Source organism: Streptomyces sp. NPDC103540 (assembly GCF_055584445.1).
Map to the genome: position 1 here is coordinate 183,510 of NZ_JBVJMA010000008.1, position 18,218 is coordinate 201,727.

Annotated in this window: 20 protein-coding genes and 1 pseudogene; 12 read left to right on the forward strand and 9 right to left on the reverse strand. The window is 69.7% G+C overall.

Going from position 1 to position 18,218, the window contains the following annotated elements; all coding sequences use genetic code 11:
- Positions 1-181: 181 nt before the first annotated feature.
- The 4 genes from ACZ6ZI_RS20855 (at position 182) to ACZ6ZI_RS20870 (ending at position 2,208) form a co-directional block, all read left to right on the forward strand.
- Positions 182-763: a hypothetical protein gene (locus ACZ6ZI_RS20855; RefSeq protein WP_469522901.1), complete on the forward strand. Its 582-nt coding sequence runs from the start codon at positions 182-184 to the stop codon at positions 761-763.
- Positions 760-1,257: a hypothetical protein gene (locus ACZ6ZI_RS20860; protein ID WP_469522904.1), complete on the forward strand. Its 498-nt coding sequence runs from the start codon at positions 760-762 to the stop codon at positions 1,255-1,257. Before ACZ6ZI_RS20855 ends, ACZ6ZI_RS20860 begins: the two co-directional genes overlap by 4 nt.
- Before the next feature lie 525 nt (positions 1,258-1,782).
- Positions 1,783-1,947 (forward strand): hypothetical protein, encoded by a 165-nt coding sequence (locus ACZ6ZI_RS20865; protein ID WP_469522906.1) that lies wholly within the window; start codon positions 1,783-1,785, stop codon positions 1,945-1,947.
- A 93-nt stretch (positions 1,948-2,040) separates the two neighbouring features.
- Complete coding sequence (locus ACZ6ZI_RS20870) at positions 2,041-2,208, forward strand: hypothetical protein (RefSeq protein WP_469522908.1); 168 nt, start codon at positions 2,041-2,043, stop codon at positions 2,206-2,208.
- A gap of 291 nt (positions 2,209-2,499) precedes the next feature.
- Here ACZ6ZI_RS20870 and ACZ6ZI_RS20875 read toward each other — a convergent pair whose 3' ends face one another.
- From ACZ6ZI_RS20875 to ACZ6ZI_RS20895, 5 genes are all read right to left on the reverse strand, one after another.
- The gene (locus ACZ6ZI_RS20875; RefSeq protein WP_469522911.1) at positions 2,500-3,084 is read right to left on the reverse strand and encodes a hypothetical protein; all 585 of its coding nucleotides are present in this window, start codon (positions 3,082-3,084) and stop codon (positions 2,500-2,502) included.
- A 230-nt stretch (positions 3,085-3,314) separates the two neighbouring features.
- Positions 3,315-4,832: a glutamate synthase-related protein gene (locus ACZ6ZI_RS20880; protein ID WP_469522914.1), complete on the reverse strand. Its 1,518-nt coding sequence runs from the start codon at positions 4,830-4,832 to the stop codon at positions 3,315-3,317.
- 151 nt (positions 4,833-4,983) lie between these two features.
- Positions 4,984-6,669 (reverse strand): acetolactate synthase large subunit, encoded by a 1,686-nt coding sequence (locus ACZ6ZI_RS20885; protein WP_469522917.1) that lies wholly within the window; start codon positions 6,667-6,669, stop codon positions 4,984-4,986.
- A gap of 720 nt (positions 6,670-7,389) precedes the next feature.
- A complete protein-coding gene (locus ACZ6ZI_RS20890) occupies positions 7,390-7,578 on the reverse strand; it encodes a hypothetical protein (protein WP_469522920.1) in 189 nt (62 codons plus the stop codon).
- Between the two features lie 375 nt (positions 7,579-7,953).
- Complete coding sequence (locus ACZ6ZI_RS20895; RefSeq protein ID WP_469522924.1) at positions 7,954-8,760, reverse strand: alpha/beta fold hydrolase; 807 nt, start codon at positions 8,758-8,760, stop codon at positions 7,954-7,956.
- 97 nt (positions 8,761-8,857) lie between these two features.
- Here ACZ6ZI_RS20895 and ACZ6ZI_RS20900 point away from each other — a divergent pair, with 97 nt between their 5' ends.
- Together ACZ6ZI_RS20900 and ACZ6ZI_RS20905 are read left to right on the forward strand one after the other, a co-directional pair.
- A complete protein-coding gene (locus ACZ6ZI_RS20900) occupies positions 8,858-9,469 on the forward strand; it encodes a TetR/AcrR family transcriptional regulator (RefSeq protein ID WP_469522926.1) in 612 nt (203 codons plus the stop codon).
- A 360-nt stretch (positions 9,470-9,829) separates the two neighbouring features.
- Positions 9,830-10,471 carry a class I SAM-dependent DNA methyltransferase gene (locus tag ACZ6ZI_RS20905; protein WP_469523445.1) on the forward strand — a complete coding sequence of 214 codons (642 nt, stop codon included), beginning with the start codon at positions 9,830-9,832 and terminating at the stop codon, positions 10,469-10,471.
- A gap of 129 nt (positions 10,472-10,600) precedes the next feature.
- Here the strand turns inward: ACZ6ZI_RS20905 and ACZ6ZI_RS20910 are convergent, their stop codons facing one another.
- Positions 10,601-11,143, reverse strand: a complete 543-nt coding sequence (locus tag ACZ6ZI_RS20910) for a hypothetical protein (RefSeq protein WP_469522929.1) — start codon at positions 11,141-11,143, stop codon at positions 10,601-10,603.
- 204 nt (positions 11,144-11,347) lie between these two features.
- On the opposite strand from ACZ6ZI_RS20910, the gene ACZ6ZI_RS20915 reads away from it, so the two are divergent.
- Together ACZ6ZI_RS20915 and ACZ6ZI_RS20920 are read left to right on the forward strand one after the other, a co-directional pair.
- Positions 11,348-11,551, forward strand: a complete 204-nt coding sequence (locus tag ACZ6ZI_RS20915; protein ID WP_469522932.1) for a hypothetical protein — start codon at positions 11,348-11,350, stop codon at positions 11,549-11,551.
- 2 nt (positions 11,552-11,553) lie between these two features.
- Positions 11,554-12,297, forward strand: a complete 744-nt coding sequence (locus ACZ6ZI_RS20920) for a 2OG-Fe(II) oxygenase (RefSeq protein WP_469523447.1) — start codon at positions 11,554-11,556, stop codon at positions 12,295-12,297.
- Positions 12,298-12,325: 28 nt separating this feature from the next.
- On the opposite strand, the pseudogene ACZ6ZI_RS20925 reads toward ACZ6ZI_RS20920, so the two are convergent.
- Positions 12,326-12,502 (reverse strand): annotated as a pseudogene (locus ACZ6ZI_RS20925) (phosphatase); the annotation flags it as partial.
- Between the two features lie 529 nt (positions 12,503-13,031).
- On the opposite strand from ACZ6ZI_RS20925, the gene ACZ6ZI_RS20930 reads away from it, so the two are divergent.
- From ACZ6ZI_RS20930 to ACZ6ZI_RS20940, 3 genes are all read left to right on the forward strand, one after another.
- Positions 13,032-13,568 (forward strand): SMI1/KNR4 family protein, encoded by a 537-nt coding sequence (locus tag ACZ6ZI_RS20930; protein ID WP_469522935.1) that lies wholly within the window; start codon positions 13,032-13,034, stop codon positions 13,566-13,568.
- 162 nt (positions 13,569-13,730) lie between these two features.
- Positions 13,731-14,846, forward strand: coding sequence for a serine hydrolase domain-containing protein (locus ACZ6ZI_RS20935; RefSeq protein WP_469522937.1), 1,116 nt, complete (start codon positions 13,731-13,733; stop codon positions 14,844-14,846).
- A gap of 14 nt (positions 14,847-14,860) precedes the next feature.
- On the forward strand, positions 14,861-15,637 hold the full coding sequence (locus tag ACZ6ZI_RS20940; protein ID WP_469522941.1) for a MerR family transcriptional regulator: 777 nt from the start codon (positions 14,861-14,863) through the stop codon (positions 15,635-15,637).
- Positions 15,638-15,650: 13 nt separating this feature from the next.
- Here the strand turns inward: ACZ6ZI_RS20940 and ACZ6ZI_RS20945 are convergent, their stop codons facing one another.
- Together ACZ6ZI_RS20945 and ACZ6ZI_RS20950 are read right to left on the reverse strand one after the other, a co-directional pair.
- The gene (locus ACZ6ZI_RS20945; RefSeq protein WP_469522944.1) at positions 15,651-15,890 is read right to left on the reverse strand and encodes a hypothetical protein; all 240 of its coding nucleotides are present in this window, start codon (positions 15,888-15,890) and stop codon (positions 15,651-15,653) included.
- A 619-nt stretch (positions 15,891-16,509) separates the two neighbouring features.
- The gene (locus ACZ6ZI_RS20950) at positions 16,510-17,124 is read right to left on the reverse strand and encodes a DUF6461 domain-containing protein (protein WP_469522946.1); all 615 of its coding nucleotides are present in this window, start codon (positions 17,122-17,124) and stop codon (positions 16,510-16,512) included.
- A gap of 169 nt (positions 17,125-17,293) precedes the next feature.
- On the opposite strand from ACZ6ZI_RS20950, the gene ACZ6ZI_RS20955 reads away from it, so the two are divergent.
- Positions 17,294-18,082: a maleylpyruvate isomerase family mycothiol-dependent enzyme gene (locus ACZ6ZI_RS20955; RefSeq protein WP_469522949.1), complete on the forward strand. Its 789-nt coding sequence runs from the start codon at positions 17,294-17,296 to the stop codon at positions 18,080-18,082.
- Positions 18,083-18,218 lie beyond the last annotated feature (136 nt).

Sequence of the window (18,218 nt, forward strand, 5' to 3'; positions counted from 1 at the left end):
GGCGGTTCCACCGAACTTGCATCACGTCGCTGTATGCATTGATGGCACGCTTTGACATTTTGTTTAAGCTGAGCGTCGCTCAACTTGGACAAGCAGGAGACAACGCGTGTCGACGCCCCCGCAGCCCGGCTACCCCCAGCAGCCGTACGGCCGGCCCTCCATGCCTCCGCAGCATCAGGGCATGAGCACCGGCAAGAAGATCGCTCTCGGCTGCGGCATCCCGATCGTCCTTGGCCTGATCCTCGTGGGCGGCTGCACCGCGCTCGTCGGGAAAGCCGCTGACGACGTGTCCAAGGAGCTGGACAAGAACTTCGACTTGGCCCAGGTCGGCCCTTCCGCGTCGGCCGCGGGCGGCAAGGCGGGCGACGGCCGTCCGGACATCACCAAGGACGTCCAGATCGCCAAGTGCAAGGTCGAGAAGGGCTACTTCGGCAACAAGGAACTGAAGGTGACCGTCGCGACCGCCAACGGCGCTGACAAGAAGTACAGCTGCTTCGCCGAGGGCGAGTTCCTGTTGAACGGCGTGAAGAAGGCCGACATCATGTCCGCTCGCAACAACCGCGCCCCGGAGGGAAGTTCGTTGACGACAACGCGGGCGGCCTCGGGTAGGGCATTGCACAGAAAGCCAAGTCCTCCGACAAGGTGGAGTGCAAGATGTCCAAGGTCACCCGGCACGCGTTCTGACCCGAGCCGCACCCCCCAAGCCCCGCCCTGGAACGCTTCGGACCTGGTGGGGCTTCATCGCAGCGAGAGGCGCACATGACCGTCTGGCTTATCTCCGCGGGAGGGTCTGACGACGCCTTCCTCCCCAAGTTCCATGAGTACAAGGCCGCCGTCTTCTCCTTCAAGGAGGGCGGTGACATATCCGGCCTCACCAAGGCGCAGATCATCGCCCGCTTCGAGGGACAGCTGTACCTCGACAAGCCCGGCAAGATCATCGAACGGTCGACCGCCATCAGGTACGCGTCTCAGCTGATCCACATCCGCGACCACGTGGAGAAGGGCGACTACCTCTACACCCGCATCGCAGGCGGGGCCAAGTTCCTCATCGGACGCGTCAAGAAGAACCCGTACGAGTACCACCTCGAGCACGACGTCGACCACCGCCACATCCTGCGCACGAAGTGGGCCACGCCGGTCCTTGCGGAGAACCTCGCAGACCTCGTCTCCGATCTCGGAACGCACCGCTGGACGATCCGCACCCCCAAGAACACGCAGCAGGAACTCACGAAGTTCGCCGACGAGTGCTTCGGCTGACCAGCCCGGTCCCCGCTCCCGGAGCGATCCGGACCCGGCGGGGTTCCGTCGCCTTCATCTCGGCATGGGCACGCCATGTCTGGCGCCTCGTCCTTACCACCAGGGCATCTGTGCCCCTGAGCCCGGAAGATTCTCATGACCACTCCACCTCCGCGCAGCCCGGAACCGATACCGCCGCACCCCGCATACGGCTACCCGCAGTCCGGAGGCCTTGACCCTGCCGCATGGCCGGCACCTCCGCAGCTGCCGAAGAAATGGCCCACCTCGGCCAAGGTTGTCACGGGGGTCGCGGCAGCCGTCCTGGCCATCGGTGGAACCGCGCTCACCACCTGGGCCCTGACTGGCGACTCCGACACCACCGCGGCACCCAGACCGTCGACGTCGTCCCCCACCCCCTCGTCGTTCCCCACGCCCGTTTACAGCCCGACCCCCGCGCCGACCCCTACCCCATCGGTCGACCCGTCCCTGAAGGCCGCCCTGGCACGCGCCATCGCCCCCGGCATCGCGGAACAGCAGTGGAACAAGATGCCCGCATCCGAGCAAAAGGAGATGTGCACCTCGTACAAGACCTTCGGGCCCGACCTGGTGAGGGCGTTGTTCCTGTCCGGCATCAAGCCGGACAACGAGGCCTACGAGTACAAGGACGTCATGGGAGACGCGTTCATGCAGCTCCTCGCCAAGCGCTGCTGACAGACAGAGCCCCGCTCCGGACCTCACGGTGGTGGCCTGGCTCGGCGCTGTCGGGAAGCGACCGTTCCCGCCGGTCTGCCGTCGGGGGTGCTGGTGCTGCGCAGGACGGGGCCGCGGTCGGTCCGGTTCGAGGACGTGGCGCTGGACCTTGCCGGGGACGCGGCCGGCGAGGACCGCATCGCCGGCTGGATGACCCCCGAGGGCGCCGACGTGCTCGCCGGGCCGCTGGAGGGGAGCACGACCGTGGGCTCGGGTGGCTGACGGTGCCCGGGGCGCGGCCGGTCGCGGTCCTGGGCTGTCTGCGGTTCGCCGGTAGGGAGCAGCCGGGTGCGAGCGGGCTGTTGGTGGGGCCGGCCTGGCCGGCCGGCCCGCGAGGTACGGCGGCCCGCTTCGGGGAGTGGCCCACCACGCGGTGCTGTACTCCGGCGTCGGCGGGGAGCTCGGGTGCGTCCGGCATGCCTGCACGGCGTCACCCGCCGGCCGTGGTGCCCCGATCACGGCACGGCGGCCGGCCGGGTGATGGAAGACGGTTCGTTGGACCGGATTCCGTCATCAGCCGGTGTGCGGCCCGCCGAGGACCCGGCTGCCGACCAGGGCGGCCAAGTCGCGGGCCCGGGGCAGGCAGTCGGCTTTGCTGAGGTGGACGAGGACGGTGTGATCATGGCTCCGCGAGTCCGGATACGGTTCGTCGCCGTGGAAGACGACCTGGACCCCGTCGTACTTCGGGTTCCCGTACCGGCCGGCCTCCGGTTCGTCCGGCCACGAGCCATGCCACTCGATGAAGGCGACGCCCCGACCCAGCGCCGCCGCGAACCGGTCCGCCACCTCCGCCGGAACGTGCTCCGCCACGATCTCCAGGGGCAGGTGCGGCTCCAGCGCGCGATCGTCCGCCGTCGTGACGTCGAGGTCGAACCAGAGCTCCTCGCCCTCGGGCCCGGTGCGTGTGCCCAGGTGATTGAACCTTGCCTCGGGCAGGAACCCCGCCGGCCGCCGGACATCCTCCACGGTCAACAGTTCGGTGGAGAACCAGATCAGATCCTCGGGGTACGACAACAGCGCGCACAGCTCCCTGGCCTTCGCGTACGCGATGGCGGCGTCGTCGGTACGGAAAACGGCATACGCCGTGGAGTTGCCCATGCCCGAACCCTCACACGCCCCCAGGCCCCCAGGCCCCCACGCCACCACGTTTCGCCCGGTCAGACCAGGTCCGGACCGCGCCCCACGGGCGCGCCTCGTGCGAGCCCGTCCCGGGCCCGCACCGACGCGGTGCGGGCACAGCCCGGTTCCGGCAGAACCGCATCGGCAACGCCGCCGCGCGCCGCGACGTCCGAGCACCGTCCCGGGAAGGTGGCCGAGTGGTCGCCGGCTCAGGTGGTGAGCAGTTCGGCGATCTCACGGGCGAGCTCCGGCCCGAGCGAGCCCCAGCCATCCTTGTAGCCGTACACACTCCCCAGGGTGCGGGCGTCGTAGTCGCCGTTCAGGATGTCTATGTCGGTGGGGGTGATGAGCGACGGGTGGGGGACACCGACGGCGCCCGAGACCCTCAGCAACTCCCTGCGCAGGGTGCGCAGGTACATCGCGGCCCGGACGCCCTTCGAGGGCGCGTCGATGCCGCGCGCCAGCCACGGGTTCTGGGTGGCGATGCCGGTGGGGCACTTGTCGGTGTGGCACTTCTGGGCCTGGATGCAGCCGATGGACAGCATTGCCTCGCGGCCCACGTTGATCATGTCGACGCCGAGGGCGAACGCGACGACGGCGTTCTCGGGCAGGCCGAGCTTGCCGGAGCCGATGAAGGTGATGTCGTCGGTCAGGCCCCGCTCGGCGAACACGCCGTAGACGCGGGAGAAGCCCACGCGGAACGGCAGGGACACCGAGTCGGCGAAGATCAGGGGAGCCGCCCCGGTGCCGCCCTCGCCACCGTCGACGGTCACGAAGTCGACCCCTCGCTCACCCCGCTCCATCAGCGTGGCGAGTTCCTCCCAAAAGTCCATCTCCCCGATGGCGCTCTTGATCCCGACCGGCAATCCGGTCTCCGCGGCCAACAGTTCCACGAAGTCGAGCATCGAGTCCACGTCGTGGAACGCGGTGTGTCGTGACGGCGAAGCGCAGTCCTCGCCCGCGGGAATGCCGCGGATCCCGGCGATCTCGTCGGTCACCTTCGCGCCCGGCAGCATGCCGCCGAGCCCCGGCTTCGCGCCCTGGGAGAGCTTGATCTCGATCGCCTTGACGGGCGCGCCCGCGACCAGTGACTTGAGCTTGTCGAGGTTGAACGTCCCGTCCTCGTCGCGGCAGCCGAAGTACGACGTACCGATCTGGAGGACGAGGTCCCCGCCGTTGAGGTGGTAGGGCGACAGGCCGCCCTCGCCGGTGTTCTGCATCGTCCCGGCCAGCGCCGCGCCCTTGTTGAGCGCCGTGACGGCCGCGCCGGACAGCGAGCCGAAGCTCATCGCCGAGATGTTGACGACGCTCGCCGGGCGGAACGCCTTCGCGCGGCCGCGTGGTCCGCCGAGCACCTTGGCCGAGGGCAACGCCGCTTGCGGGTCGCTCGGATCGGGCAGCGCACCGGCGAACGTACGCTGCTTCACGTATGCGTGACCCTGCACGTGCTCGACGTCGTTGTCGGTGCCGAACCCGAAGTAGTTGTTCTCCCCCTTCGCCGACGCGTAGATCCAGCTGCGCTGGTCACGGCTGAAGGGACGCTCCTCGTCGTTGGACGTCACGATGTACTGCCGTAGCTCGGGGCCGATCGTCTCCAGCACGTACCTGGCGTGTCCCACCAGCGGGAAGTTCCTCAGCAGCGCGTGCTTCTTCTGCACGAGGTCGCGGGCGGCCACCAGCGCCAACCCCGTGGCGGCCGCCGCACCTATCCTCCGAGCACGCGTCACGATCGTTCCTTTCCTCGACTGGCCGAACCTCACGGTGACCGTCTACCCCGAGTCGCGGAAATGCCACGCGGTGCCCGCGACCCGAGGGCACCGCCCCTGCGGGAGGGCCGCCGCGCGGCCAGTACGGGGGGCGGGCCGCGCCGCGGGCGGGTCACAGCGCCGAGTCGAGGTGCCCGAGGCGCTCGATGAGGTTCATGTTCTCGGCGTAGTCCACCGGGCAGTTGATGATCGACACGCCCGGGTCCGCCAGTGCCTCACGGAGCGTCGGCAGCAGGTCCCCGGCGGACTCGATGTGGTAGCCCTTCGCGCCGAAGCTGCGGGCGTACTGGACGATGTCCGGGTTGGCGAAGTCGGTGTTGGAGCTTTCCCCGACCTCCAGGTCCATCTTCCACCTGATGAGCCCGTAGCCGTTGTCCTCCCAGATCAGCACGGTCAGCGGAATGTTCTCGCGGACCGCCGTCTCGATCTCCTGGGAGTGCATGAGGAACGAGCCGTCGCCGACCGCCGCCAGCACCTTCGTCCGCGGCCTGGCGAGCTGAACCGCGAGCGCGCCGGGCAGCGAGAAGCCCATGGTGGACAAGCCGTTGGAGATGAGGCAGGTGTTCGGCGCGTACGTCGGGTAGAGCCGGGCCATCCACATCTTCAGCGCGCCGGTGTCGACCAGCACGATGTCGTCGCGACCGAGCGCGGCGCGGGTGTCGGCGACGACGCGCTGCGGGGCTAGCGGGTACCGCTCGTCCGCGGCGCCCTGCTCGAGTTCCTTGGCCAACAGCGCGCGGGTGGCCGTGGTGTCCTCGTCGTCGACGGTCCAGCGCAGGCCGTCGAGTGCGGTGGCGAGGGCGTCGAGGGAGGCGGAGATGTCGCCGATGATGCCGACGTCGACCGAGTAGCTGTCGTCCACCTCCGCCGGGACGCGGTGGATGTGGACGATCTTCTTGTCGCCGTCCGGGTTGATCCGGGACGGGTCGAACTCCTGCAGCTCGTAGCCGACGGCGATGACGACGTCGGCCTCCTCGAACCCGAAGTTGGTGTAGTCGCGCCGCATGAAGCCGAACGTGCCGGTCGCGCACGGGTGGTCGTCCGGCAGGACGCCCTTGCCGTGGAAGGTGGTCGCCGTCGACACGTCGAGCGCGGTGGCGAACGCCGTCAGCGACTCCGCGGCGCCGCCGCGCGCCGCGCCGTGTCCGGCGAGGATCACCGGCCGACGGGCCTCCCGCAGCAGCTCCACCGCTCGCTCGATCTGCTTCGGGGACGGCGCCTCGGGCCGCACGACGTCCCTGCGCAGCGGGCGCAGGTCCGAGCCGTCCGTCGCCGCGTCGACGTCCTCGGGCACGGCGAGGTAGACGGCGCCGGGCCGTTCGGACTCCGCGGTCTTGAACGCGCGCCGCACCATCTCGGGGACGGCCCGGGTGGCCGGGACCTCCGCCGACCACTTCGTGACCGGGGCGAACATGCTCACCAGGTCCACGAACTGGTGGGACTCCTTGTAGTTGCGCTCCTTGCCGACCTGCGCGGTGATCGCGACGACGGGCGTGCTGTTCGTCATGGCGTCGGCGACGCCCAGCATCAGGTTGATCGCGCCGGGCCCCAGCGTCGCGGACATCACCCCCGCCGAGCCGGTGAGCCGGCCGTACATCTCCGCCATGAAGGACGCGGCCTGCTCGTGCCGGGTGAGGACGTAGCGGATCTTCTCCGAGCGGGCGAGGGCGTTGGTGAAACGGATGTTCTCCTCGCCGGGTACGCCGAACACCACCTCGACGCCCTCGTTCTCCAGGCAGCGAACCAGGAGTTCGGCCGCTCCGTCGGGGGTCTGCTTCCGGTGCTCGGCGTCGCTCACGCTGATCGTGTCCTCTCCTGGGTCCTGGCCGCGCCGATGGGCGGGCCGGTCAGCCGTCTACCCCGGCCGGCCGGCCGCACTCACCACCTCACCCCGGACCGGAAGGAAGCAGGCCGCGTCCTCGCGATCGCACGGACACCGGTCAAGCACGACTTCGCCGATCCCGAGAACCGGCGGATCCTCAGCAAGCTCCGCACCGACTCCGACCCCGCCCGCGCCACCCCGCCTCCTGCGTGCTCCGCTCGTCCTGACGAACATCGAAATCAACCGCTGACAGATGATCTTCCTCGCGGACTCCCGTCCATGACCAGCGTGAACATGTGGAGCATCGGTCGCACCAGCCCTTTGAACCGCGACTTCAAGTCGGCGGAGGCTCACCGCCGTCCTGACGCGGACCACACGATGGAGAGGGCACCGGGCGTGCTCCAGACGGTGCGGGGTTGGCGGCGAGGGCCTGGCCCACTCCCACCGCCTCCGGCCGGCGCAGGACCTGGGCGATGCCCTCCGCCGTATCCGGACCGGTCTGCGCCCACATCCGCAGGGAGGTCACCAGGACCCTCCCGAGGGCCTCCAGGGCGAACATCTCCGTGGGCGGCTCGCCTTCTTCCGGGCCGAGCCGGGCAGGGCGGTGACGGGGACGACGATCCGCTCGACGACGTCGACGCGCAGCTCGGCCGTCCGCGGCTCGGTGACGTGCGCGAGGAAGCCCTTCCGGCGCGATCACGCGGGCCTGATCACGCGGGCCTGCACACCGCTCACACCGAGGGCGTGGATCGCCTCGGTGTCCCGGCGTAACCGCTCCGCAGGGGAGTGACCGGCGGGCCGAGCGATGGCGGGGACCACCTCGGCGGTCAGCAGCGCAACGACACCGAGTGCCATGACCAGGTGCTTTCGCAGAGTCGAAGTCATGGCTGGACGCTGGTTTCGCCCCCTACCGGGGCGCGATCCGGCGCACCCCAAGATCGGAAGGGGGGATAGCCCCCCGGCGCGGGGCCGTCGCCGGTCTGGTGTAGCACTGCCGAGCGCAGTGTGACGTTCGCGAATCGAGCACCACCGAGCGGTCCCGCCGTCAGACGGGACCACCGCTCTCTTGTCGAAGGAGCCGCAGCCTTGACCGTTCCGGTGCCGCCGGCCATGCTCCGGCGCTCCCGCCAGGTCTCGGCCTCCTCGACCCACTCGTGGAGGCGCGCGGGCCGCCGTCCCCCAGGGGGTTTCCCGGGCCGCCGGTGTTCGGGCCCGCGACGAGACCGTCGAGGGACATGCCCAGGCTCGCGAAGACCGTGCTCATGCGGTGTGCGCCTCGTCGAAGAAGCCGGCGAGGGCCGGGGCCAGGACCTTCGCGTCGATGGCGTGCTCCTCGCCGGGGAAGATCCGCAGGGTGAAGTTGTCGCCCGCCGCGGCGAGTTCCCGCGCACCGGTCAGCATGTGCGGCGCGCCCGCGTCTCCGCTGCCGACCAGGACGGGCACGGTCACCGACGCCCAGCGGTCGAGGGGCAGGGGGCGGCCGGACATGGTGTCGCCCATGACCTGGCCGTCGTAGGGGAGGGTGCGGGCGACGGCTTCCATGCCCGCCCAGAACGGGGCCTGCCGCATGCCCGCGACGATCTCGTCGGGCAGGCCGACCGCCGCCGTCATGAAGTGGGCGACGGCGTCCCCGTACGCCTCGCGGCCCACGAGCGCCGTCAGGTGTGCCACGTAGTCGGAAGGCAGCGGCGGACGACTGCCGTCGGTGACGAACGGCGGCTCGTACAGCGCGAGGCGCGATACGGCACTGCCGCGAGCGGTCGCCTCCAGGGCGAGGACGGCGCCCGAGGACATGCCGAACACCATGGCCGACCGGCCGCCAGGACCCTCGATCAGCGCGTCGAGGTCCTCGATCTCGCGCTGCACGTCGTACGCCGGACCGTCGCCGCTGGCGCCACGGCCCCGGCGGTCGTACGTGATCACCGTGAAGTGCTCGGCCAGCAGACCGGCGAGTTCGGCGGAATCGGCGCCGGTCATGAACGCGCCGCCGACCAGCACCACCACGGGGCCTGAGCCCTGCTGCTCGAAGGCGATGGCCGTGCCGTCCGCCGAGAACACCTCGTCCATGCGAATACCCCCGTTGAAGCGCGGTACGGGGCGAGTACTGATCAGTCCAGTACTCTCTTCGGAGAAGCCGACGCAGTGAACAGAGACGAGGAAGCCGATGACGGACACCCGGTCAGCGCGCAAGCACCAGGCGATCCTGGACGCGGCGACCACCGTGTTCCTGAACAAGGGCTATGCGGGGACGAGCATGGACGACATCGCGAAGCTCGCCGCGGTATCCAAACAGACCGTCTACAAGCACTTCTCGGACAAGGAGAAGCTGTTCGCCGAGATCGTGCTCGCCACCACCGACCGCATCGACGCCACGGTCGACCTGGTGGCCGACGTCCCCGCGGACGCCGACGCCCTGGACGAGAACCTGACCCGCCTCGCCCGCCGGCTCCTGGCCGCCCTCACCCAGCCCCAGGTGATCCAGCTGCGCCGCCTGATCATCGCCAACGCCGACGCCTTCCCCGAACTGGGCGCGGCCTGGTACGAGCAGGGCTTCGAGCGGGTCCTGGCGACCCTGGCGGCCACCTTCCAACGCCTCACCGACCAGGGAGTGCTCAAGACCGGCGACCCGCTCCTGGCCGCCAACCACTTCTCCGGCCTGCTCCTGTGGATCCCCGTGAACAGGGCCATGTTCCATGGCGGGCCCCGGCACACCGAGGCCGACCTCGACCACTACGCCACCGCCGGCGTCCGCGCCTTCCTCGCCGCCTACCGCTGATCCCGGCCGCGACGACGCACTGAGCGGACGGACACCCGGGGAGAACCCATGACATGGTCCGAGCGCACCGTGGTGCGCGATGGCGTACGCGTCTCCTGCCGCGACGGGGGCGGGTCGGGGGCACCCGTCGTCCTGTTGCACGGCCTGGCCGGCTTCGCAGGCGAAGGGGACGACGCGGACCTGACTCCGGGTGGTCCTCAGTCGCGGCGTGTCAGAGCGTCGGCGAACGACCCGCTCACTGTCCTTCGCCCACGAAGACACGCGCGCAACACCTGTGGCGCCGCTCTCGCTTCGCATGGTCACCAGCGGACCTGGCCGATGGTCAGCCGCCGGCGTCAGAAGACTCTAGAGTCCTCGTTTGTGACCGACCCTTCCTCAAATCACCGCGCGACGGCTGACGCCTACGACGCCGTCGCCGTTCGCTACGCCGCCTTGCCCCGCGACGACCTCCGCACTCTGCCGCTGGATCGCGCGGTGCTCGCCGCGTTCGCCGAGAGCGTGCGGGCCGCCGGCTTCGGACCCGTCGCCGAGCTGGGATGCGGACCCGGACCCGTCACCGCGCACCTGCGGGATCTGGGACTGGACGTCTTCGGCATCGACCTGTCGCCGGTGATGATCGATCTCGCCCGCGAGACGTACCCTGACCTGCGTTTCGAGGTCGGTTCCATGGACGCCCTGGACCTGGCCGACGCCCAGTTGCAAGGCATCGTGTCCTGGTACTCGGTCATTCACGCCTCACCGCGGGACGTGCCGCCGTACCTCGTCGAGTTCCGTCGGGTGCTCGCACCCGGGGGAACTCTTCTGCTCGCCTTCTTCGAGTCGGAAGGCGAACCGGTCACGGCGTTCGACCACAAGGTGGCGACGGCCTACCGATGGCCGATCGACGACCTCGCGGGGCTGGCCGGTGAAGCCGGCTTCACCGAGATCGGCAGGATGCTGCGGGAGCCGTGCGACGGGGAGCGGTTTCGCCGGGGGCACCTGCTGATGCGTGCGGGGAAGTGACTCGGGTCGTCGCGTGCCGCCGTCGCCGGCACGCGACAACCCGCACCGCCTCGGTCGCGTCGGCCCAGAGCGCCGACTCCTGCCGGGCGACAGCGCCCGTCGCCCGCGCCGGCTGCTTCTCGAACCTCGTCACTGCGTGACCTGGGAGAACGTCAAGTCGGAGCGGTTCGACCCGGTGGCCTGGGGAATCGACTCGGCGTCGCCGGAGGGCGCGGGCAGTGCTTCCAGGCGCTGGATGCCGCGGCGGAGGATCAGCAGGGGGATCACCCCGAACACGCCGAACGACATGTCGATGACGCTCCACCAGAACGGGATGCCCCGGATGGGTCCGCAGATCAGCGCCAGCGGGATGATGCCGGCGCAGGCGATCATGCCAGCTTCGACGATCCAGATGTTGCGCACCGGGTCCCGGTACACGCCCAGGAAGAAGACGGCGATGACCAAGTGCGCGAAGGCCAGCCAGTCGGTGCCGTAGAGGAGGAAGGGGTACTCGCTGTCCGCCCGGTCGAGTCCGTCGGAGACGCGCTGGATCCAGGCGTTGTCCACCAGGGAGTTGAGCCAGTGCAGCTCGGTGACCAGGGGGAAGGCGGTGACGCCGCTGAGGATCAGGCAGACCAGGAAGAAGGCCAGCCAGGTTCGGATGCGCCGAAGCAGGGCGCTGCGCTCGCTCATGTCAGCACCCTACGCCGATCTTCTGAACATGTTCAAGAAGAATCCTGAACATGTTCAACAGTGCTGCGCGCGCCCGTTGGGGCCGGTCGAGCGGACAGGGGTCGACTCAAGGGCCGTTCTCGCGGAAGGCGCCCCGCGCGCCGTCCGTCGAGTCGGTTGCGTCCTGCTTGCTTTGGGGACTCGCCTCAGCCTAATATCGTCACCATGACGATAACCGCTCGGCGGTCCCTGCTCCCCGCGGGCGTTGACGCCAGGGGTCACGAGGCCCAGGCCCCCCACGGATTCGACGCGCACGAGCGCGTGGCCGGCCGTCCCGCCGCTCGCCTCAAGGTGCGGCGCGCGGCTGTGCCGGGTGAGCGGGTCCACGGCCACGGCGGTATCGACCATGACCTCAAGGTGGAGAAGTGAGCATGTTTGCAATGCCGGTAAACCCATTCGAACTCTCCGAAGAAGCGGTGAGTCGAATATCTGCCGACGAGTCGTGGGCCCCGAGCGAGACGCGGATCCCGAACTGCGACGCCAGACTCATCCGCCATTTCCTCACTCCGGCCGAAGTCCAGGTGTTCGCGGCCGAACTGGCTGCGCAGCGCTTCGTGCCGGTGGGCCTGGACGGCGATGCCGCCAACTACGCGGACGGAGATCCGGTCGGCCATCTCCGGGCCACGGCTGAATCCGAAACCCTGGCGGCGGAGTTCTATCGCAGGCTGCGGACTTTCCTTTCTCCTGAGGTGGGATCGGACGAACCGACGGATTCGGACGGAAAGCCCTGGAAGCCTGCGGCCGTCAACCCCCGCATGCGTTTCATCACGTACGAAGGCGGCGGACTCCTCGTCCCGCATTACGATTCGCCCTACTTCGCCCCCGACGGAAGGCGCACTCTCCTGACGGTCGTCGTCTACCTGTCCTATGAGGCCGTGGGCGGAGAAACCCGGTTCATCGCCGACGAGCAGAACGATCTCCCCTTCGCGCAACGCGACTTCTCGGACTGGCCCCGGCCAGCGAAGCCCGAGGAAATCCTGAGCGCCCACCGCCCCGAACCGGGCGATGCGCTCCTCTTCTGGCATCGGACGCTCCACGACTCGGCCCCGATTCTCGAGGGCACGAAGACGATTCTCAGGACCGATGTCCTCTACGATCCCATCGACGTGCCGTGAGCGACGACAAGGCGACCGTCGCACGTGAGGGCCACGTGCTGCTCGCACCGTCCGAGGCAGCCGCGTCCCCGTCCGCGTCCGCGACGACCTTCGGGACAGGCAGGTCCGTCCGCGCGAAGCGCCCACGTACCCGGTGCTCGTAGTTCGAGGTCACGAGCGCGCAGCCCCCGGGCTCCGGGGCGTTCAGCAGTTCCGAGGCACCGTCCGATCACGCCGCGATCATGCCATCAGGCCGTGAGCGGGCAGCGTGCGGGACAAGCCTCGGTTCCGGATGAACCGGTGCGGCCCTCCCCCGAGTGCTGAGGGCCGAAGGCCGATCAACGGAGGGCCAGCACCTCGACTTGGGCGCGGACCCTCGGCGACCGCCGCCGGCTCCCGCTCTGAAAGCAGAAGGAACCGCAAGCGGCGACACAGAGTTCCTGCTCCTGTGCGCGCCCGTCGGAAATCACCGGAATCCGAAGCAGTTCCAGGAAGTCGAGTCGAGGCTCGCGAAGACCGTGGGCAGAAGTGGCGGTAGGCATGGGCATCTCCTGGGCGACCGGAGGGAGGGGAAACGGACTCCTCCATCTCACCGGGCTTCCTTGTCCGTCCCGTCCTCCGAAGGGACGAAACGGCGGACGACGCGCGACACGGTGTTCAGGCCCGTGGAGTCGCGGAAGGTCACCGCGTGGGCTGCTGTCGTACCCGTGTGCGACGCTTCACCGCGGACCGGATCCGGCGACCCAGGAGCAGCCATGCCGTCCCCACTGGAGAGACTGCGGGAGCTGCTCGGCGAGCCCGCCTGTTGGGGCCGGGCCCGGCCGCGCTTGTGGGAGGCGGCCGAGGAACACCTCGGGACCGCCCTGCCGCCCGACTACAAGGCCTTCCTCGATCTGTACGGTCCGGGCGCGTTCGAGGGCTTCCTGTGGATCGACCGGCCCGTGGACGGGAGCCGGGAGGAACTCGAACGGCTCTGGCCGACGTCCGGTCCCGGCTCTCACCTCGGAGATCCCGAGCGCCGGCCGTTCCCGGTCCACCCCGATCCCGGCGGGCTGATCCTTTGGGGCGGTGCGGAGGACGGCATGGGTTTCTACTACTTCCTTCCCGAAGAGCCCGATCCGGCCGACTGGCGCATCGTCATCCAGGACGAGGACGGCACCTGGGAGGAAGCGCCCGGCCCCTTCACCGACTTCCTCCTGGACCTGGCCCGGGGCACCAGCCTGGTGGACCACTTCCGCCACTACCGCCCCGGCCCCACCGTCCGCTACCACCCCTCGCCCCCCTCACCCTGACCGGCGCTGCCCGCGCTCCGACGAGGGGGCGCTTCACGCTCGGCTCGCCGACCGGCAGCGGCACTGTGGGCCGGATCACGCTTGAGGTTGACCTCGGGGCAGGGTGGAGGCTCATCGCATCGGCACGACGCCGACCCGGTACGACCGATGTGGAGGAGCAACATGTCCGGCAACAGGCCCGGCAACATGCCCGGCAACACGTCCACCGACCTTTCCGACCAGGGGCAGGACCGTCCGGAGCTGCGGAAGGCGATCGATGAGCTGGCAGAGGCCGGCTTCGTCGGGGTCCAGCTCCGGGTGAACGACGAGCGGGGCGAATGGGTCGGCAGCGCCGGTGCGCGCGAACTGGGCCAGAGCACCGGGGCGCTGACGAACGGGCACTTCCGCATCGGCAGCAGCACCAAGAGTTTCGTCGCCACCTCGGTGCTCATGCTGGTGGCCGAGGGAAGGATCGGCCTGGACGCCCCGGCCGATGACCACCTGCCCGAGTTCGGTCTCGACCCGCGGATCACCATGCGCATGCTCCTTCAGCACACCAGCGGGATCTTCAACCACACCGGCGAGCTCTACGAGGACGGCACGATCGTGCCGGGGGTCCCCTGGCAGGGCAAGGACTGGGTGGACAACCGCTTCAAGACCTACCCGCCCGAGGAGCTGGTGCGGCTGTCCTTGTCCAAGCCGGCGCGGTTCGCGCCGGGTGAGGGTTGGAGTTACGCGAACACCAACTACGTGCTGGCCCGGCTGGTGGTCGAGAGGGTCACCGGCCGTTCGTTCACCGAGGAGTTGCAGCGGCTGGTACTGGGACCGCTGGGGATGACCGGCACCGTGGCGCCGGGCGCCTCGTCCGAGATTCCCGCGCCGCACAACCACGGCTACTACGGCTACGAGGATGCCGGGCAGGAGCGGACGATCGACGTGACGCGGCAGAACCCGTCCTGGGTCGGGGCCGGTGGTGACATGATCTCGACCACCCGGGACCTGCACACCTACTTCTCCGCGCTGATGGGCGGCAGGCTCCTGCCCGCCGAGCTGCTGGCCGAGATGCGTACGCCGGAGGCGACCGTCGGCTACGGCCTGGGAGTGTTCGCGCAGGAGATGGAGGGCGGCACCATCTTCCACCACAACGGCGCGATCATGGGCTCGGCGTCGCTGATGTACGGCACCCCCGACGGCGGCAGGACCCTGACCGCCGGGCTGACCTGGGTGGACGACGCCGCCCTGTCGATAGCCCCGGCCTTTCGGAGCGCCCAACAGCGCTTCGTGCAAACGGTGTTCTGAGGAAAGTCGGCCCGATGAGGAACGGAATCACGATCGGGCAGGCGGCGGCGTTCGTCGGCATCACGGTCAAGACGGTCCGGCACTACCACAAGCTCGGCCTGGCCGCGGAACCGGAACGTGACGGCTCCGGCTACCGGCGGTACGGATCCGACGACCTCCTGCAACTGGTCCAGGTGCGTACGCTGGCGGCCGCGGGCGTGCCGCTGGCCGAGATCGGGCCCATGCTCGACGCCGACGCCGCGCGGTTCGGCGCCGCTCTCACCGACGTCGAGCGGCAGCTCACCGAGCGCATCGACGAACTGATCGCCCGCCGCGACACGCTGCGCCGGCTCGCCGACGGTGACCGGGCCCTGCTGCCCGAACGCGCCTGCGCTGTCCTGGACCGGATGCCCGGCCTCGGCTTCGGCCCCGACTACGTGGCCGCCCAGCGGGAGGCCTTGGTCCTGGCCCGGGCGCTGGTGCCGGAGGGCTTCGACGGCTTCCTCGGTCAGCTCGAACACGGTCTGGACGACCCCGAGTACCTCGTCCTGGCCAAGCGCGGCTGGGAGGCCGCGTCCTGGGAGCCGGACGACCCGAGGATCGAGGAACTCGCGGCCGCCATGGCCGACCGCTACCTCGCCAACCCCGCGCTGCTGAGGGACCAGGCCAGCCTGCGGGCATGGGCCAAGGCCTCGGCCCAGTACAAGCTGATCAACAACCACGGTGAGGACCGGGCACCGGTCGCGGCCCGCCTGACCGCACTCACCGAGACCAGACTCCGCGCCGCGGGGATACCCGTCCCCCACCGATGAGGTCCGGGAGGCCTCACGGCAGGAACAGGGCGGCGAGGGCCGGCAGCCTGCGTCGCATCTCTTCCGCGTCGTCGAAGTCGAACGCCTCCGCCGGATCGAGCCGTTCGCGGTCGACGTCCGTGTCGCCGTCGTCCGCGCTGGCCACCTCCCCCCACGCTTCGTCCCCCGCGGCCCGGGGGAACGCCCTGGCCGCCACGTAGTTGGCCTCCTCGTCGAAGAGAAGGTCCTCCAGCCTTCCCGGATCGCCATCCATCGCAACGGGGTGTTGCGCAAGGCTGTCCGGAGAGGCTGCCAAGGAGCCGGAGGCCGGACGGGCGCGGCGGCAGGGACGCGGTCAGCTCCTGCGATGCCACCACGCCAACCCCGGCTCTGCCGTCGGCTCGTGATGCGTTCGCCCGAGGAGCATGGCGTCCAGGCGCTCGACCCGTACCCGGAGTTCGCCGGCGGCCCTCGCCGGGAGAAGGAACAGTGCCTCTTGCAGCTTGTCCCGGGCCCAACCTTCACCACAGCACAGGCAGATGAACTCAGCCTCCCATGGCCTCCACCGCCGCTGCGTGCCGTGAACCCGCACGGACCACACGCTCAGCGCCACCGCCACGATGCCGGGCGACAATCGGTCCCGTTCGATCGCACGGACGGCGGCGTTCGCCGCTCCCGACAGACCCGGGACATCGCGGTACCGCACCCAGGGGCTTCCCCAACTGCGCGTCCGCGATCGAAGCGAGGCCGGTGTTCTACGAGGCACGGCCCCTTCGGATGCAACTCATGAACGGCATCCTCCCACACGCCGGGATCGGGTCCCCTCGCTGCCCGGGCGTTGGTCTCCGGCCGTCGAGGGCCCGGTCCGCGAGCGGAACGCAAGGCATCGCCCTTCAGCGGAACTCGGCGGTGCCGCAGATGAAGGTGGTGTCCTGGAGGAGGGGCGGGGTGATGCGGTTGCCGGTGAGGTGCTCGGCCAGTGCGAAGGCGGCAGGAACGGCCAGGTCGCCGTCCGTATCGGTGGGGTCTTCGGGAAAGGGGAAGCCGAAGCGGCGGATGGTGTCGGCGAAGTCCCCGGCGCGGGTGCCGGTGAGGTGGTCGGCTTCGCGGAGTTCGAAGTGGATTCGGACTTCGGTGTCTTCGGCCCAGAGGAACGATCCGTCGTTGTTGGCGTTCGCGTTGTCGTAGTGGGAGATCCACCGGGTGCCGACTGATGCGGGCAGGGCCTTTTCCTCGTTCACTCCGTGCCAGCCGTTGGGCTCGATCATGAGGGTCCAGGGGCCGAGCGTCGTCATTCCGAGGTACGTCCGCGTGGTGCTGGGGCCCCAGAGGTCATATGCGGTGTCGACGAGCGCGGTGATCCCGTCGACCTCGGGTTCAGGTCGGCCGCCCAACCTGTTCAGCAGCTCGCTGGGGGGTATGTTGTGTACGAAGGTGACGCAATAGGACTCGGCGAGGTCCGGAAAGTCCTTCCCGAACCACAGGTAGTCAGCAGCGGTCGTAGCCATGCGAGAGATCCTCCACCACGGCGCCGACATCGGAGAGATCCGAGCGCAGGGTGGTCGCGGTCGACTCCACGATCGTCCGCACGCATCCGCGCGTCGCCGGGGCCCGGCGAACCGGCGGTCACGGTGAAAATCACTGTCCGATCACCGGACATGGTGATAGACATCCGGCGTGGAAAAGAATCTTGAGTTCCCTGAGCTGCTGCGACTGATCGATGAGCGGTCGACCGCCTTCCGGGCCGTGGTCGCCGCCGCGCCCGGTCTCGACGCCGAGGTGCCGTCCTGCCCCGGCTGGACGCTGTTCGATCTGGTGAAGCACCTGGGTGGGGGAGACCGTTTCTGGGCCGCCATCGTCGGCGCTGGGCCTGCCGACGGTCCCCCGGCCGAGGCAGTCGCCGCGCGCGCCGCGCTGGAACTGCCGCAGGACCGTGAGGTCCTGCTGGCCTGGCTGGACGAGTCGACGCAGCTTCTGCTGGACGCCCTGCGCACGGCGGGACCGGAGAGCGGATGCTGGACGTGGTGGCCCGCGTCGCAGTCACCGCAGACCGCCGGCGGTACCGCCCGGCACCGGGTCCAGGAGACCGCGGTGCACACGTACGACGCCCAGCTCGCCGGGGGTTCCCCGCAGTCGCTGCCGGTCGAGCTGGCTCTCGACGGCGTCGAGGAGTTCCTGTTCACCGTCTGCGCGACGCCGAGTGCCTGGCCGCACAAGCCCACGGCCTTCGACTTCCACGCCGCCGAGGGCCACTCCTGGCGCCTCACCGTCGACGGCGACGGCGCGCGCGTCACCCGTATCCCCGCGACCGGCGAGGACGCTGAGGCGGCCGGCGCCTCCGTCCAGGGCACGGCCAGTGAGCTGGTCCTCTACCTGTACGACCGGATCAAGGCCGACTCCTTGCGCGTTGACGGAGACGCGGGGCTGCTCGACCTGCTCCGCGCCTGGGAGCCGGAGGAGAAGTAGGACGTAGTGGGGGCGGAGCGGTCGGCCGCGATCCGAGCCGGTAGGCCGCGGCACCGGGCTCCAACCCCCGAGGCGGCCTCGGGGCGGCACCATGCCGACGGGCTCGACGGCATGGTCGTCCTCGTCGGCGGAGCGT

Excerpts from the sequence above, each read along its gene's own strand:
- ACZ6ZI_RS20855 (WP_469522901.1), top strand. The coding sequence starts at position 182 with ATGAGCACCGGCAAGAAGATCGCTCTCGGCTGCGGCATCCCGATCGTC.
- ACZ6ZI_RS20860 (WP_469522904.1), top strand. The coding sequence starts at position 760 with ATGACCGTCTGGCTTATCTCCGCGGGAGGGTCTGACGACGCCTTCCTC.
- ACZ6ZI_RS20865 (WP_469522906.1), top strand. The coding sequence starts at position 1,783 with ATGCCCGCATCCGAGCAAAAGGAGATGTGCACCTCGTACAAGACCTTC.
- ACZ6ZI_RS20875 (WP_469522911.1), bottom strand. The coding sequence starts at position 3,084 with ATGGGCAACTCCACGGCGTATGCCGTTTTCCGTACCGACGACGCCGCC.
- ACZ6ZI_RS20890 (WP_469522920.1), bottom strand. The coding sequence starts at position 7,578 with ATGACTTCGACTCTGCGAAAGCACCTGGTCATGGCACTCGGTGTCGTT.
- ACZ6ZI_RS20895 (WP_469522924.1), bottom strand. The coding sequence starts at position 8,760 with ATGGACGAGGTGTTCTCGGCGGACGGCACGGCCATCGCCTTCGAGCAG.
- ACZ6ZI_RS20900 (WP_469522926.1), top strand. The coding sequence starts at position 8,858 with ATGACGGACACCCGGTCAGCGCGCAAGCACCAGGCGATCCTGGACGCG.
- ACZ6ZI_RS20910 (WP_469522929.1), bottom strand. The coding sequence starts at position 11,143 with ATGAGCGAGCGCAGCGCCCTGCTTCGGCGCATCCGAACCTGGCTGGCC.
- ACZ6ZI_RS20915 (WP_469522932.1), top strand. The coding sequence starts at position 11,348 with ATGACGATAACCGCTCGGCGGTCCCTGCTCCCCGCGGGCGTTGACGCC.
- ACZ6ZI_RS20920 (WP_469523447.1), top strand. The coding sequence starts at position 11,554 with ATGTTTGCAATGCCGGTAAACCCATTCGAACTCTCCGAAGAAGCGGTG.
- ACZ6ZI_RS20930 (WP_469522935.1), top strand. The coding sequence starts at position 13,032 with ATGCCGTCCCCACTGGAGAGACTGCGGGAGCTGCTCGGCGAGCCCGCC.
- ACZ6ZI_RS20935 (WP_469522937.1), top strand. The coding sequence starts at position 13,731 with ATGTCCGGCAACAGGCCCGGCAACATGCCCGGCAACACGTCCACCGAC.
- ACZ6ZI_RS20940 (WP_469522941.1), top strand. The coding sequence starts at position 14,861 with ATGAGGAACGGAATCACGATCGGGCAGGCGGCGGCGTTCGTCGGCATC.
- ACZ6ZI_RS20945 (WP_469522944.1), bottom strand. The coding sequence starts at position 15,890 with ATGGATGGCGATCCGGGAAGGCTGGAGGACCTTCTCTTCGACGAGGAG.
- ACZ6ZI_RS20950 (WP_469522946.1), bottom strand. The coding sequence starts at position 17,124 with ATGGCTACGACCGCTGCTGACTACCTGTGGTTCGGGAAGGACTTTCCG.